General features: G+C 64.3%; 12 protein-coding genes and 5 tRNA genes. 12 read left to right on the top strand and 5 right to left on the bottom strand.

Annotated features, from left to right (window positions below; all coding sequences use genetic code 11):
* Positions 1-245: 245 nt before the first annotated feature.
* Positions 246-1,577, top strand: coding sequence for a hemolysin family protein (locus VGE27_RS14135; protein ID WP_331050310.1), 1,332 nt, complete (start codon positions 246-248; stop codon positions 1,575-1,577).
* 636 nt (positions 1,578-2,213) lie between these two features.
* On the opposite strand, the gene VGE27_RS14130 is transcribed toward VGE27_RS14135, so the two are convergent.
* From VGE27_RS14130 to VGE27_RS14110, 5 genes are all read right to left on the bottom strand, one after another.
* A tRNA-Pro gene (locus tag VGE27_RS14130) sits at positions 2,214-2,287 on the bottom strand.
* Positions 2,288-2,321: 34 nt separating this feature from the next.
* A tRNA-Arg gene (locus VGE27_RS14125) sits at positions 2,322-2,395 on the bottom strand.
* Between the two features lie 116 nt (positions 2,396-2,511).
* Positions 2,512-2,585 (bottom strand) — tRNA-Val (locus VGE27_RS14120).
* Between the two features lie 51 nt (positions 2,586-2,636).
* Positions 2,637-2,709 (bottom strand) — tRNA-Gly (locus tag VGE27_RS14115).
* Between the two features lie 86 nt (positions 2,710-2,795).
* Positions 2,796-2,868, bottom strand: a tRNA-Ala gene (locus VGE27_RS14110).
* A gap of 346 nt (positions 2,869-3,214) precedes the next feature.
* Here VGE27_RS14110 and VGE27_RS14105 point away from each other — a divergent pair.
* The 11 genes from VGE27_RS14105 to VGE27_RS14055 form a co-directional block, all read left to right on the top strand.
* Positions 3,215-4,102, top strand: a complete 888-nt coding sequence (locus tag VGE27_RS14105) for a sigma-70 family RNA polymerase sigma factor (protein ID WP_012682199.1) — start codon at positions 3,215-3,217, stop codon at positions 4,100-4,102.
* Positions 4,103-4,215: 113 nt separating this feature from the next.
* The gene (locus tag VGE27_RS14100) at positions 4,216-5,058 is read left to right on the top strand and encodes an ABC transporter ATP-binding protein (RefSeq protein ID WP_331050309.1); all 843 of its coding nucleotides are present in this window, start codon (positions 4,216-4,218) and stop codon (positions 5,056-5,058) included.
* Positions 5,058-5,549, top strand: coding sequence for an NUDIX hydrolase (locus VGE27_RS14095; protein ID WP_331050308.1), 492 nt, complete (start codon positions 5,058-5,060; stop codon positions 5,547-5,549). Before VGE27_RS14100 ends, VGE27_RS14095 begins: the two co-directional genes overlap by 1 nt.
* Positions 5,546-6,457 carry a helix-turn-helix transcriptional regulator gene (locus tag VGE27_RS14090; RefSeq protein WP_331050307.1) on the top strand — a complete coding sequence of 304 codons (912 nt, stop codon included), beginning with the start codon at positions 5,546-5,548 and terminating at the stop codon, positions 6,455-6,457. The genes VGE27_RS14095 and VGE27_RS14090 overlap by 4 nt, the downstream gene beginning before the upstream one ends.
* A gap of 86 nt (positions 6,458-6,543) precedes the next feature.
* The gene (atpA, locus tag VGE27_RS14085) at positions 6,544-8,115 is read left to right on the top strand and encodes a F0F1 ATP synthase subunit alpha (RefSeq protein WP_331050306.1); all 1,572 of its coding nucleotides are present in this window, start codon (positions 6,544-6,546) and stop codon (positions 8,113-8,115) included.
* A 21-nt stretch (positions 8,116-8,136) separates the two neighbouring features.
* A complete protein-coding gene (gene atpG, locus VGE27_RS14080) occupies positions 8,137-9,012 on the top strand; it encodes an ATP synthase F1 subunit gamma (RefSeq protein WP_331050305.1) in 876 nt (291 codons plus the stop codon).
* Positions 9,013-9,038: 26 nt separating this feature from the next.
* Positions 9,039-10,469 carry a F0F1 ATP synthase subunit beta gene (gene atpD / locus VGE27_RS14075; RefSeq protein ID WP_331050304.1) on the top strand — a complete coding sequence of 477 codons (1,431 nt, stop codon included), beginning with the start codon at positions 9,039-9,041 and terminating at the stop codon, positions 10,467-10,469.
* 2 nt (positions 10,470-10,471) lie between these two features.
* On the top strand, positions 10,472-10,732 hold the full coding sequence (atpC, locus tag VGE27_RS14070) for an ATP synthase F1 subunit epsilon (RefSeq protein WP_331050303.1): 261 nt from the start codon (positions 10,472-10,474) through the stop codon (positions 10,730-10,732).
* A gap of 199 nt (positions 10,733-10,931) precedes the next feature.
* On the top strand, positions 10,932-11,960 hold the full coding sequence (locus tag VGE27_RS14065; RefSeq protein WP_331050302.1) for a LytTR family DNA-binding domain-containing protein: 1,029 nt from the start codon (positions 10,932-10,934) through the stop codon (positions 11,958-11,960).
* Positions 11,961-12,110: 150 nt separating this feature from the next.
* Entirely contained in the window at positions 12,111-12,863 is a 753-nt protein-coding gene (locus VGE27_RS14060; protein WP_331050301.1) for a hypothetical protein, read from the top strand.
* Between the two features lie 59 nt (positions 12,864-12,922).
* Positions 12,923-14,512, top strand: a 1,590-nt coding sequence (locus VGE27_RS14055; RefSeq protein ID WP_331050300.1) for a carbamoyltransferase family protein, incomplete at its 3' end; no start/stop codon positions are given.

Raw genomic sequence — 14,512 nt, 5'->3', positions numbered from 1 at the left:
GGTGTTCATCGAAACGGTGGGCAAGATGCGCACAGCCGTGAAGGCCGGCAACAACGCCGAAGCGTCGAAGCTCATCGACGCCATGAAGGACCAGCAGCGCGACAGCCACAAGGAATTCCGCATCCGCAAGGCGGGTGCGCCCCCGGGTCTTTGATCGCTCGCTGGATTCACCCAACGCCCCGCTGCGGACACTCCGCGCGGGGCGTTGTCGTTTTGCTTCACTGCGTTTCACTCCCGATTGCTCCATGAGCGCCATTGTCAACGAAGTGATCATCATCCTGATCCTGCTGTTGGTCAACGGGATCTTTTCGATGTCCGAGCTGGCGATCATGACCGCCAAGCGATCACGACTCGAGCATCGCGCCGAGGAAGACGGCGACAGCGGCGCACGCGCGGCACTCGAACTCGCCGCGCAGCCCACCGCCTTTCTGTCCACCGTGCAGGTGGGCATCACGCTGGTGGGTGTACTGGCCGGTGCATTTGGTGGTGCGGGTATCTCGGCCGTGCTGGCGGAGCAGATGTCCACCGTTTCCTGGCTCGCGCCCTACGCCACCTCCGTGTCATTTGGCCTCGTCGTGGCGGCTATCACCTACCTCTCGCTCATCATCGGCGAGTTGGTGCCCAAGAGCATCGCGCTGAGTGATCCGGAACGCGTCGCATCGCTGGTCTCGCGCCCCATGCGCGCCATCGCGCGCGTGGGCGGTCCCTTGGTGCGTGTGCTGACGCGGTCCACCAATCTCATTCTACGCATCCTGGGGTTGGGCACCGTGGTCGAACCCGGCGTCACGGAGCAGGACATTCGGGCGCTGGTGGAGCAGGGCGCGGAGACCGGTGTGGTGCAGGCCGCCGAACAGGAGATCGTCGAGAACACGTTCCGCCTCGGCGATCGCACGGTGGAGGCCATCATGACGCCGCGCCCCGATGTGCTGTGGGTGGACTTGGCCGATACCGCCGACGCGATCCGCGAGCAGACCGTGGCCGCTGCGCAGGAGCGGTTTCTGGTGTGTCAGGGCGAGATCGACGCGGTGACGGGCGTTGTGTTCGCGGAGGATCTCGTGGCGCATGCTGTGCGTGGCGGTGAGATCAACAGTGCCGATGCGCTACGTCAGCTGGCGCGTGCGCCAAGCTACGTGCCCACCATGATGCCGGTGTACGAACTGCTCGCGCGTTTCCGGGCCGAACGCCAGCACTCGGCCGTCGTGCTCGATGAGTACGGCGGCGTGGCCGGACTGGTCACACTGGACGATGTGCTGTCGGCGCTGGTGGGGGAGGTGCCCGATGCGCCCGACGATGTCGCACCGTTTGTGCGCCGCCCGGACGGGAGCTGGGATGTCGACGGTGCCACACCGCTCGACGAAATCGAAGCGCGCCTCGATCTCGATGTCCCCGAACGCGAGCGGGAGGAGATTCTCACGCTCGGCGGGTTTGTCATGTCTCGTATCGGGCGCTTGCCACGCGAAGGCGACGAGATCACCTGGGACGGCCGTCGTGTGCGTGTGCACCGCATGAAAGGACGGCGGGTTCAGCGCGTGTTGATCGAGCCGGTGGTCAAGACGGAGGATGCGGCGCGGCATTGAGCGCCCTGAAGAAGACGTCGACGATCAACACTTCGGCATCACCAGACGCCTGAAGCCCACGGCTTCCGCGGCTATGGAATCAGGCATGCTCACCCGATCGCCAACGGCCAGCAGAGCTGCGAGCGGACAGCCGGCACGGAAATAGAATCGGTTTGCAGACGAGGCGGCCCATGCGCCAGTGTAAACCGAGGTATCTCCCGGCTTCGCGACTGGGACAAAGGGGCGACGCTCGGTCGATGGTACTGGTGAGTCCGCCCGCGCGCTCCCCGATCCCATCCGACACGTCTTGCTGCAACTGATGCAGGAGTTGCCGCACGGGCATCCCTTCTTGCAGCGTGGTTGCGCACCGATGGCCGGACGCCCGCATCCCATGTCGGCGATGGCAGGAGTAGCGGCAAGCAAAAACAGGATGAGAGAAAGACGCCTCGTCATTTGCCATTGTCTCCGCAGTTTTCGGTTGGCGGGGATTCAACCAACTCAACGGCCAAGGTGCACCCTGTCGGGTCTGATCCGATAGATCAGACTCGCCATGATGTTTCGAGAGTGCTTGCGCACCTTTCGGGAGTTCTCAGGGAGTGCCAAAAAACAAAAACCCGCCAACAACCGAAGTTGTTGACGGGCTTCTATTTGTCTCAGTCGGGGCGACTGGATTTGAACCAGCGACCTCCTGCTCCCGAAGCAGGCGCTCTACCGGGCTAAGCTACGCCCCGTGCGATTCCGGTTCCCATCGATCCGCTCCCACAACGCGCCTGGAAGGACTCGAACCTCCAACCTTCTGATCCGTAGTCAGATGCTCTATCCAATTGAGCTACAGGCGCAGAAAACTACCGTTCCGGAACCGCACCCCCCGCCTTGCAGCGAAGGTCCAGCAACCTAGTAACTCCCGGTGGCGCTCGCTACTGGCCACACCACCATCTCTCACCAGGGCCCTGCATGGGTCGTACAAGACTCGAACTTGTGACCTCCACGATGTCAACGTGGCGCTCTAACCAACTGAGCTAACGACCCGGACATCGAACCACACCTACCCGGCTTGGAACCGGTCCAGCATCCAACAAGAGCGGGAAACGGGACTCGAACCCGCGACCCCAACCTTGGCAAGGTTGTGCTCTACCAACTGAGCTATTCCCGCAACACACCCCAACCGGCAACCCGCACCGGCCAGAGCCTCCGTACGGTACCCGGACACCTTGCAGCGCCCAACGTACCGCCCCGGGATGGAGGCGAGGGGAATCGAACCCCTGACCTCTTGAATGCCATTCAAGCGCTCTCCCAACTGAGCTACGCCCCCGGGCGCGACACCCTCGCAAACGGCAGCTCCATCAGGAGCACCCGCCAGCGAGGGCGTCAGGAACGGGCAGTCTAGTCGGGTGTATGTCCGTCGTCAAGCAGAGTTACTCGAATCACACTGGCGAAAGCCACCTCCTGGCGTATCTTGCATGGCTCCCCCCTCGGGGCGAGAGCTTTTCGTGACTGCGCGCAACGCGCGCCACGGGATGCACGTTGGCTCAGGAAGGGGGATGCACACCGGCGCCGATTCTCTGGCCTGCCAGTGCACGCCCGACTGCACGACCCGTTCGCATTCATGTTTCATCGTCAGGGATGTGGTCACATCCCCTCAGGGCTCATAGAACTCCATGACTGAAGTCAAGCGGAAGCGCCGTCGCGCTGCCCCAGCCGGTATCGCACCCAGCGAGCCGGAACGCGACATTCTCGACCAGTACCTGTACGAAGTCAGCACCTATCCGCTTCTCAAGGCCGCTGAAGAAATCGAGCTGGCCAAGAAGATCCGTGCCGGCGATCAGGACGCGCTCCAGGAACTGGTCAAGCGCAATCTCCGTTTCGTCATCTCCGTCGCCAAGAAGTACCAGAACCGCGGTCTCCCCCTCATCGACCTGATCGGGGAAGGCAACGTCGGTCTGCTCACGGCGGCCCGTAAGTTCGATCCCGATCAGGGCGTCAAGTTCATCTCGTACGCCGTGTGGTGGATCCGGCAGGCCATCCTGTCGTCGCTGGCCCGCCAGGGACGCACCGTGCGCGTGCCGCTCAACCGCACCGCCGACCTGTCGCGCATCATCAAGGCCTCCGAAATCCTCCGCCAGAAGCTCCGTCGTGAGCCCTCGCCGGAAGAGCTCGCGCAGGTCACCGGTCTCTCCGTCGACGTCGTCCAGTCGCTCGCCGCCCTCAACACCGGCGACGTCCGCCTCGACGCCCCCATGGACCCGGATGGCGATCGCTCGCTCATCGAGCGCTTCGTGGCCGACGAGATGCCCGACACGGAAGAGGAAGCCATGAACCGCTTCCTCACCGACGAAATCGAACAGGCGCTCTCCACGCTGCCGCCGCGCGATGCCAAGGTTCTCCGTCTCTACTTCGGCCTCGAAGGCGGACGCGAGCACACCCTCGAGGAGATCGGATCCATGCTCGGCGTCACCCGCGAGCGCGTGCGTCAGCTGCGTGACCGGGCCCTCAAGCGCCTCCGCGAAGGCGACGTGGGTCGCGCCCTGTCCAGCTTCGCCGCCTGATTCGCCGATTTCAGGCCACAATCCGCAGCAGATCACACGGGGCGCCCTTGGCGCCCCGTTTTGCTGCGGCACCTCCTGTCGAAATCCTTGGCCGGCAGTAGATTTGTGATTCCATGATCGAGTTCAAGGACGTCCACAAGGCCTTCGGCCCCAAGCAGGTGCTCCGCGGATTCTCCCTCCAGGTCGAAGAGGGAGAAACCATGGTCATCATCGGCTATTCCGGCACCGGCAAGTCGGTGGCCATCAAGCACATCGTCGGACTGCTCGAACCCGATCAGGGCGAGGTCTGGGTCGATGGCAAGCGTGTCGATGCGCTCCCCCGCAAGGATCTCTACAACCTGCGTGGCAGCATCGGCTACGTCTTCCAGTTCGCGGCGCTCTTCGACTCCATGACCATTGGCGAGAACGTCGCCATGGGACTGCGCAAACAGGGCACGCTCTCCGAAAAGGAGATCACCGACCGCGTTGCCGAAGCCCTCAGGTTGGTCGACCTCCCTGATGTCCAGAACCGCATGCCGGCCGAACTCTCCGGCGGTATGCGCAAGCGCGTCGGTATCGCGCGCGCCATCGCCCTGCGCCCCAAGTACATCCTGTACGACGAACCCACCACCGGACTCGACCCGGTCACCTCGGCCACCATCGACGCCCTCATGGTGCGCATGCGTGAGCAACTCGGGGTCACGGGTATCGTCATCACGCACGACATGCGCAGCGCCTACACGGTGGGCACACGCATTGCCATGCTGTACGAGGGCAAGGTGCGCGCGGTGGGCACGGTGAAGGAGATCCAGCAGACCACCGATCCCATCATCCGGCAGTTCATCGAAGGGCGCGCCACGCTCGAAGGCAGCGCGCCCCTCATCGGCACCGATGCCTCCCTCGAGGCGGCCACGGAAGTCGGCGCGGCGCTCGCTGCCGCCGACGATTCGGCGCGCCCCTCGGGCGGCGGCCGCTGATGTCGTCTCCCTCCCGCAATCCGCGCAAGCGTTCGTCGCGTGCGCGCCTCGAGACGTCAGCGGGAGGCGTGGTGTATCGCTTGCAGGAGGGCGTGCCGTACTTCCTGCTCATTCGCGACAGCTACCGCAACTGGGGTTTTCCGAAGGGGCACCTCGAGACGGACGAATCACCGGACACCGCCGCCGTGCGCGAGGTGCGTGAGGAAACCGGACTCACCGACGTCACGCTCGATGGCGCCATCGATACCATCGACTGGTTTTTTCGCTTTCGTGGACGTCTCGTGCACAAGGTGTGTCACTTCTTTCTGATGCACACCGATGTGGAACGCACGACACCGCAGCGCGCCGAGGGGATCACTGCGTGTCGGTGGGTGGCGTTCGACGAGGCGGCATCGCTGGTCTCGTATGCCAATGCGCGGGATGTGCTGCGTCGCGCGAATGCCATGGTGCATGGCATCGATCCATCGCGCGATCCGGCGTCGCTCGCATGAAGACAGCCACCCGCAGTACAACCGATTCGTCATCGGGCGGGCTGTGTCTGATCACGCTGCTGCGTCGTGAGCGCGCGCGTGCCCTCGTGCGTACGGCCTTTCCGCGACGCCGGGCCCATCTCGTCAGTGCACGTGCCGCCACCGAGGTTGAGGAGCATCTGCTCAAGGACCTCGTGGATGCCGTGATCATCGATGCGGGGGCCGGCGACGATGTGCAGCGTCTGCTGTCCCGCGCCGAGGAGTTCACCAGCATTCCCTTCTTCCTCGTCACGCCGTTGCTGCCCGCCGACGCGCCGTTGCTGGCGCGCGCCGCAGAAGCAGGGGTGTGCGAGATCCTCATTGAAGGTGTCGACGATCCGGTCGCCCGGGACCTCGTGGCCCGCCGCGCCTTCTCCACCCGGTTCGAGCGCGCCCTCAGCAGCCCACCGCCGTCATTACATCTGGAAACCCCACTGCAGATGGCCGTGTGGCAGAGCGTGGTGAAGCGGGCGGGCCGGCCGGTGCGCACCGACCAGCTGGCCAAGGAGCTCAGCGTCTCACGTGAGCACCTGTCCCGCAGCTTCGCCGTGGGGCAGGCGCCGACGCTCAAGAAGGTCATCGACCTGGTGCGGGTGCTGGCCGCCGCTGAGCTCTCCAAGAACGCCGGTTTTGATGTCCGGGATGTGGCTCAGGTGCTGGGCTTTGCCAGTTCGTCGCACCTCTCCAGTACCACCCAGCGCCTGGTGGGCGCCAAGGCCTCCAGCCTCTCTCGGCTCCGGGCCATGGACCTGCTGCAGCGCTTCGAACGTCATGCCGCCGCAGCGGACGACCCGTCCGAGGCCGTTTCCGGATCGCCGCCGGATGTCTCACCCGAGCCATCGGCCGAACGGGCCACGGCCGCCGCGGAACCGCAGAGCCCGATCGCATAACCCCGTCTTGCCCTCCACGGACCCCTTGTGATAATTTTCACAAGCTGGCCCCGATTCTACACGACCGCATATAAAGCCCCTGTATCATGGCCTCCCAGACCGCGCTGCGTCCCGGCGAAATCAAGGACATCCTCCTCCGCGAGATTCAAGCGGCGGACCTCGCTGATCTCAATGTCGAGGAAGTCGGTTCCGTTCTCGAAGTGAAGGACGGCATTGCCCGCGTCTATGGCCTTGGTAAGGTCATGGCCGGCGAAATGCTCGAATTCACGTCGTCGGAAACCAAGCAGGTCATCACTGGCATGGCGTTGAACCTCGAAGAGGACAACATCGGCGCCGTCATCCTTGGTGACTACCTGCAGCTCAAGGAAGGCGACGAAGTCCGTCGCACCGCGCGCGTGCTCGAAGTGCCCGTCGGCCCGGAACTCATTGGCCGCGTCGTCGATCCCCTCGGTCGTCCGCTCGACGGCCTCGGCGAGATCCGCACGAGCCAGTTCCGCAAGGTTGAATCGCCGGCCCCTGGCATCATCGTGCGCCAGCCCGTGAAGGAGCCGCTCCAGACGGGCATCAAGGCTATCGACTCGATGATCCCGATCGGCCGCGGTCAGCGCGAGCTCATCATCGGCGATCGCTCCACGGGCAAGACGGCCGTCGCGATCGACACGATCATCAATCAGAAGGGCCAGGGCGTCATCTGCGTGTACGTCGCCATCGGCCAGAAGGCGTCCACCATCGCCTCCGTGGTCGAGAAGCTGCGCCAGGCTGGCGCGCTCGAGTACACCATCGTCGTTGCCGCCTCGGCGTCCGATCCTGCGCCGATGCTGTACATCGCGCCGTACTCCGGCTGCTCAATGGCCGAGTTCTTCATGTACAACGAAGGCAAGCCGACGTTGTGCGTGTACGATGACTTGTCGAAGCAGGCCGCCGCGTATCGCCAGCTGTCGCTGGTGCTGCGTCGTCCGCCGGGGCGCGAAGCGTATCCGGGTGACGTGTTCTATCTCCACAGCCGCCTCCTCGAGCGCGCGGCCAAGCTGCGCGAAGACGAAGGCGTGGTGGACGGCAAGACCATCCTCAAGCCGGGTGGCTCACTCACCGCACTGCCGATCATCGAAACACAGGCCGGTGACGTGTCGGCCTACATCCCGACGAACGTCATCTCCATCACCGACGGCCAGATCTTCCTCGAGACCGACCTGTTCAACGCCGGCATTCGCCCGGCCGTGAACGTCGGCATCTCGGTGTCGCGCGTCGGTGGTTCGGCGCAGACCAAGGCCATGAAGAACGTGGCCGGTCGCCTCCGCCTCGACCTCGCGCAGTTCCGCGAACTCGAAGCGTTCGCCGCCTTCGCCTCCGACCTCGACGCCGCCACGAAGCGTCAGCTCGATCGTGGTGCGCGTACGGTGGAAATCCTCAAGCAGGGCCAGTATTCACCGCTGCCGTTCGAAGAGCAGGTGGCCGTGATCTACGCCGTGACCAACGGCTTCCTCGACACCATCCCTACCGCACGAGTGCGGGCGTGGGAGAAGGGCTTCCTCGAGTTCGTCCGGTCGCAGTTCCCGCAGGTGCTCGACGGCATGCGCAGCAGCAAGGCGCTGTCGAAGGAAAACGAGGCTGACCTGAAGCGCGCGATCGAGCAGTACACCAAGTCGTTCGCAGTCTGAGTCATCTGATCATGCCTAATCATGGCTAAGGGCCGCGAACTCAAGGGTCGCATCAAGTCCGTCGAGAACACGCGCAAGATCACGCGCACGATGGAAATGGTGGCGACCTCCAAGATGAAGCGTGCTTCGGATCGTGTGTCCGCGGCGCGCCCGTACGCGCTCGCGCTCGGCGAGGTTCTGTCGCACGTGTACACGCCGGAGCTCGCGGAACGCTTTCCGTTGCTCCGGCGCCCGGCGCAGATCCAGCGCGCGGCGCTCGTGGTGCTCACGGCCAACCGCGGCCTGTGCGGTGCGTTCAACACGAATCTCATTCGTGAATCGCGCGCCCGCCTGGCCGAGATGGAAGGCAAGGGGATCTCGGTCGAGCTGCACGTGGTGGGACGCAAGGGCATCGGCTTCTATCGGTACCTCGGTCGCGATCTTGCGGCGGCACGGGCCGATATCGGCGATCGTCCGTCTTCGGCCGATGCTGCATCACTCATCGACGACCTGATGGCCCGCTTCGCGGCGGGCGATCTCGACGCGGTGTACGTGACGTATGCGAAGTACAAGTCGGCGCTGTCCACGCCGCCGGCCACTGAACAAGTGTTGCCGGTCGTGGCGCCGGCATCCGCTTCGGGCGAAAACGCCGTTGCGCGCGACTTCATCCTCGCGCCGTCGGCCGACGCCATTCTCGAAGCACTGTTGCCGCTCTACGTGCGCAACACCGTGTACCGTGCCCTCGTGGAAACGGCCGCCGGTGAGCAGGGCGCGCGTCGAACGGCCATGAAGAACGCCACCGATAACGCCACCGAGATGTTGCAGCTGCTCAAGCGCACCTACAACTCGGCGCGTCAGGCGCAGATCACGCAGGAAATCGCCGAAATCGTCGGCGGTGCATCGGCACTGCAGGGCTGACGTTTCACCATATCCAGTACGCACTCATGGCTACCACTGCCGCGCCGACCACTGTCGGCAAGATCGTTCAGGTTATCGGCCCCGTCATCGACGTGGCATTCGAAACGGACAACCTGCCGGAGCTCTACAACGCGATTGTCGTCAACGCGATCGCGCCCGATGGCCAGGCCATCAAGGTCACGGCGGAGGTGCAGCAGCACATCGGCCGCAACCAGGTTCGCGCCGTGGCCATGTCCAGCACGGACGGCATCACGCGCGGCATGGATGTGACCGACACGGGTTCGTCGATCACCGTGCCCATCGGTGCTCCGGCGCTGGGTCGTATTCTCAACGTGCTCGGTGAGCCGGTGGACGATGGCGCGCCGATCCCGGCCACGGCCGAGCGGTGGCCCATCCACCGCAAGCGCCCCGACTTCGTCAACCTCGAGCCGAAGACGGAAGTATTCGAAACGGGCATCAAGGTCGTCGACCTCGTCGCCCCGTTCGTGAAGGGTGGCAAGATCGGTCTCTTCGGCGGCGCCGGCGTCGGCAAGACGGTCATCATCCAGGAACTCATCAACAACGTCGCCAAGGGTCACGGCGGTAAGTCCGTGTTCTGCGGCGTGGGTGAGCGCACGCGCGAAGGCAACGACCTGTATCTGGAATTCCAGGAAGCTGGCATTCTCGACAAGGTGGCGCTGATCTACGGTCAGATGAACGAGCCGCCGGGTGCGCGCCTGCGCGTGGCGCTCGCCGGTCTCACGGTCGCCGAGTACTTCCGCGATCAGGAGAATGCCGACGTGCTGGTGTTCGTCGACAACATCTTCCGCTTCACGCAGGCAGGATCGGAAGTGTCGGCGCTTCTGGGTCGTATGCCGTCGGCCGTGGGTTACCAGCCTACGCTGGCCACCGAGATGGGCGAACTGCAGGAACGCATTACGTCCACGCGCAACGGTTCCATCACGTCGGTGCAGGCCATCTACGTGCCCGCTGACGACTTGACGGACCCCGCGCCGGCGACGGCGTTTGCCCACCTCGACGCGACGGTGACGCTGAACCGCAAGATCACCGAGCTCGGCATCTACCCGGCCGTGGATCCGCTCGACTCCGGCTCGCGCATTCTGGATGCGCAGTACGTCGGCGACCGCCACTACAACGTCGCGACGCAGACCAAGCAGATCCTGCAGCGCTACAAGGAACTGCAGGACATCATCGCCATCCTGGGCATGGACGAGCTCTCGGAAGACGACAAGAAGATCGTCGGTCGTGCGCGTCGTCTGCAGCGTTTCATGTCGCAGCCGTTCGCGGTGGCCGAGCAGTTCACGGGCATCCCGGGCAAGTACGTGAAGCTCGAAGAGACGATCTCCTCGTTCGAGCGCATCTGCGCCGGCGAGTTCGACAATCTCCCCGAGCAGGCCTTCTTCATGGCCGGCGGCGTGGAAGACGTGGTGGCCAACGCCAAGAAGCTCCAGGGCTGATCGTGAGTGACGTCCTGAAGGTGTCGGTGATCTCCCCCGAGCGTGTGCTGTATGAAGGCACCGCTCGCGGCGTGATCGCGCCTGCCTTCGATGGTGAGATCGGCATCCTGCCCATGCACGCGCCGCTCATGACGCTGCTGGGCAAGGGCACGCTGCGCGTGGATACGGCGCAGGGTGAGCAGCGCTTCACCGTCGATGGTGGCTTCCTGCAGGTGGTGGACGACCAGGTGCGCGTGGTGACGGAGCAGGCCAGCGCTGCCTGAGTGGAAGTCGGCGCCGAGAGGCAGCCATCGAGGAAAAACACGAGGCACGGGATTCCCTGGGAATCTCGTGCCTCGCGTCTTTCTCAGCGGTGCAACGTACAGGAGTGGTGAGGCGTAAGTCTTAAGGGCAAGGGCAATCCCCGTCCGGTCCCACTCGATGCACTCGCATCGGACCCGTTCGCGTCTTCCCCTCCGTCACATGCCTCTGCGAGTCGTCGTTCTCGGTCAGGTCCCGCCCGCTCTCGAGCAGCAGCTCGGTGAGCTCGCGGGTTCGATGGATCTGACGCTGATCGGACCGGTTTCCGATCTCGCGGCAGCGCAGACTGCGTTGTCGTCTCCTGTGCCCGATATCGCTGTGGTGAGCACGGCGCTGTCGGATGGTTCGGGCTTCTCGTTCATTCGCGGGCTGCCGGCCAATCAGCGCCCGGTGTCGGTGATCTTCGTGGGCAGCAAAGACGAAGACGCGGTGGCCGCATTCGAATTGCAGGCCACCGATTTTGTGTTGTGGCCCGCGCCGCCCGCCCGCGTCAACGAAGCGCTCACGCGCGCGCGCCAGCAGGTGTTGCAGCTCGCACTGCTGCGCACGGCCGACGAACTGCAGCGCCTCCTCGGCGAAGCAACGGCGGCTGGTGGTGTGGATCTTGGCGCCGTGTTCAATGGTCGCCTTGCCGCCGCGTCGCTGGCTGGAGCCTCGCTGGGGAACGGTCACGCCGAAGCCAATGGCAACGGGCATGGACAGCGCCGCCGCCGCACGCTGGGTGGTGCCAGCACTGGTACACTCATCGCCACGTCGCCGTGGCGCGCCGCACCGCGCCCGCTCGATGGTCGGGTGAATCGTGTGCGTGAGGGTGGAGAGGAAGCGGTGCTCGATCTCTCGCTCGAAGACGGTGGCCGTTCGGCTGCTGGTGAAGGTCGTCCGCTGCGCGTGCTCGTGCGCGAAGGTCGTCGCACCCGCTTCGTACCGCTGGCCGATGTGGACTGGTTCGAGGCCGATGGCAACTACATCCGTGTGCATGCCGGCGGCGAACGCTATCGCACGCGTGGCACCATCACGGCCATCGAAGCGGCGCTCGACCCGCGCCAGTTCGTGCGCATTCACCGTCGCATCGTCGTGAACATGGATCGTGTGCGCGAGATGAGCCCGCTGCCCGGTGGCGACGGCCTGCTCATGCTCGGCAATGGTTCCACGTTGCGCCTGTCCCGTACCTACCGGTCGCGGGTACGCTGATCGGCAGGGTATGAGTTGCGTGTGCCCGGTCACCATGCCGGTCACGACAGCGCCCCGTGGCTTCGGCTGCGGGGCGCTCTGTGCATATTGGTGGAACTGTCCCGGCTGCTGACACGTACCACAGCGTTGGTCATCCACCGAAGTGCCACCATGCATCATGCAGGAGCGTTCATGCTGACAGCCATTCGCACATGCGGTGTACGTGCGGGTTCCCCATTCCGTCGCACACTGACAAAGGCCGGTGCTGCGATAGGCATCGCCGCTGTGCTGGCATCTGCAACGGCACCAGCACTGGGCGCGCAGGCGTTCAACTATCCTGCCATGCAGACGCCGCGTGCCAGTGAGCGCGACTACACAGCGGCTGTGGCGGCGGGCAGTGGCACCTCGGTGTACTTCCAGTGGCGGGAAGGCGTGGGCAATGGCACGATGCACTGGCAGCTTGACGCTGGTCTGGCAGACCCCAAGGGTCGCATCGATCCGCTTTTGTTTCTGGGTGGCGGAATCGGCAAGGAGCTGGTGCGGGCAACGGATGACCAGCCGCTCGATGTCTTGCTCACCGCCGGCGCGGGCGCGGCGTTCGGCAACGGGACGTTTTTTCGCATCCCGGTCGGTGCCAGCATCGGGCATACGTTCCCCCTCGAGGAAGGCATGGCGATCACGCCCTTTGTGCATCCCCGGGCGTCCATCGTGTACTGCAGCACATGCCAGCCGAGCGTGATTCCCAATGGGCGCGGCCGCTCCAAGTCGACGGCGAGCCTGCACATCGACCTCGGGGCAGACTGGCGGGTGAATCCGCAGTTCGCGCTGCGCCTTGCGGCCAGCTTCGGTGGATCGGATATCCTCGGCAGCGACGACACGGTTGGTGTGGGACTCAACTGGACACCGGCGGCACTGCGTCGCTGATGTAGACCATGGCCGGGGTGTGTACGGAGTTCCTGGCCAGGCAGTAGTTTCTCCGCACCATGACCACCGTACTTGGCATATCGGCGTTCTTTCACGACAGTGCCGCATGCCTCGTACGCGATGGTGTGATTGTGGCGGCCGCCTCCGAAGAACGGTTCTCCCGGCGCAAAGGTGATGCCTCATTCCCGGCGTTGGCTGCGTCCTGGTGTCTTTCCCAGGCCGACGTCGATGTCCACGCGCTCGATGCCGTCGCGTACTACGAAAAGCCCATCCTGCATCTCGATCGTTTGCTCGAGAGCTGGATGTATACCGCACCGCGCGGATGGCGTGCGTTCCTGAAGGGCGGCCCGCTCTGGGCTCGCGACAAAGTCGATCTCGATGGTGCGATTCGCGAAGGCCTCGGTGGCTATCGCGGACAGTTGCTTTGGTGTGAGCACCACGAGTCGCATGCAGCGAGTGCGTTTTTCCCGTCGCCGTTTCGGCGTGCAGCCGTATTGACCATCGACGGTGTTGGTGAATGGGCAACGGCATCGATGGGGATTGGCCACGATGCGACGCTCCAGCTGACGCATGAACTGCGATATCCGGATTCTCTCGGGTTGCTGTACTCTGCCTGTACCTATCAGGCGGGTTTCCGCGTGAACTCCGGTGAGTACAAGCTCATGGGGCTCGCCCCCTTCGGCACGCCGCGGTACGTGGACGCCATCCTGTCACATCTGGTCGACTTGCGGGACGACGGATCGTTTCGTCTGCATCTGGCGCCATTCGGATTTCACGATGGACTGCGCATGACGAACTCGCGATTCGATGCGCTGTTCGGCGGACCGCCGCGTGAACCTGATGCGCCGATCACCACACGCGACAAGGATCTCGCCGCGTCCGTGCAGGTGGTGACGGAGATGATCGTGCGGCGCATGGTGAATACACTGGTGAAGGAACACGACTGCCGCGAAGTGTGTCTGGCCGGTGGCGTTGCACTGAATGCTGTCGCCAACGGCATGTTGCTTCGCGAGCGTCTTGTCGATCGACTCTGGGTACAGCCCGCAGCCGGTGATGCTGGTGGTGCGATCGGTGCGGCGTTGCTGGCGTGGCATCGCTGGTTCGGCGGCAGTCGAGCAATCACTGGCGAGAACGGAAACGCCGATGACGGTATGAATGGCGCGCTACTCGGTCCGGCGTTCACGGAGGAGGCGATCCTCGAGGCACTGACGGCAGAACAGGGCGTGTTCGAGTACCTCGGACGAGAGGGCGTCGCACAGCGTACGGCCGAATGGCTCGCAGAGGGAAAGATCGTCGGCTGGTTCGACGGTGCGATGGAGTTCGGACCACGAGCACTTGGCGCGCGCTCCATACTGGCCGATCCGCGCGTAGCCGACATGCAGCAACGGCTCAATGCGCACATCAAGCTGCGCGAAGGATTCCGGCCGTTCGCGCCCGTCGTTCTGGCTGAACACGCATCCGACTATTTCGAGAATATCGAAGGGGACGCATCACCCTACATGTTGCTGGTGGTGCCTGTGCGCGCCGAAGCACCGGTCCTTCCGGCCATCAAGCACCACGACGGCACGGCGCGTATTCAGACTGTCACGGCGCAGCGCACACCGGGTCTCCACACGGTCCTTACGGCGTTCCACGAGAGTACCGGCTGC

The organism is Gemmatimonas sp. (genome assembly GCF_036405635.1).
GTDB lineage: Bacteria > Gemmatimonadota > Gemmatimonadetes > Gemmatimonadales > Gemmatimonadaceae > Gemmatimonas.
The sequence above is the reverse complement of the archived record's forward strand: the minus strand, read 5'-3'. Positions and strand labels throughout refer to the sequence as shown.

Excerpts from the sequence above, each read along its gene's own strand:
- VGE27_RS14060 (WP_331050301.1), top strand. The coding sequence starts at position 12,111 with ATGCATCATGCAGGAGCGTTCATGCTGACAGCCATTCGCACATGCGGT.
- atpG (WP_331050305.1), top strand. The coding sequence starts at position 8,137 with ATGGCTAAGGGCCGCGAACTCAAGGGTCGCATCAAGTCCGTCGAGAAC.
- VGE27_RS14100 (WP_331050309.1), top strand. The coding sequence starts at position 4,216 with ATGATCGAGTTCAAGGACGTCCACAAGGCCTTCGGCCCCAAGCAGGTG.
- VGE27_RS14095 (WP_331050308.1), top strand. The coding sequence starts at position 5,058 with ATGTCGTCTCCCTCCCGCAATCCGCGCAAGCGTTCGTCGCGTGCGCGC.
- VGE27_RS14135 (WP_331050310.1), top strand. The coding sequence starts at position 246 with ATGAGCGCCATTGTCAACGAAGTGATCATCATCCTGATCCTGCTGTTG.
- atpD (WP_331050304.1), top strand. The coding sequence starts at position 9,039 with ATGGCTACCACTGCCGCGCCGACCACTGTCGGCAAGATCGTTCAGGTT.
- VGE27_RS14105 (WP_012682199.1), top strand. The coding sequence starts at position 3,215 with ATGACTGAAGTCAAGCGGAAGCGCCGTCGCGCTGCCCCAGCCGGTATC.
- VGE27_RS14090 (WP_331050307.1), top strand. The coding sequence starts at position 5,546 with ATGAAGACAGCCACCCGCAGTACAACCGATTCGTCATCGGGCGGGCTG.
- VGE27_RS14065 (WP_331050302.1), top strand. The coding sequence starts at position 10,932 with ATGCCTCTGCGAGTCGTCGTTCTCGGTCAGGTCCCGCCCGCTCTCGAG.
- atpA (WP_331050306.1), top strand. The coding sequence starts at position 6,544 with ATGGCCTCCCAGACCGCGCTGCGTCCCGGCGAAATCAAGGACATCCTC.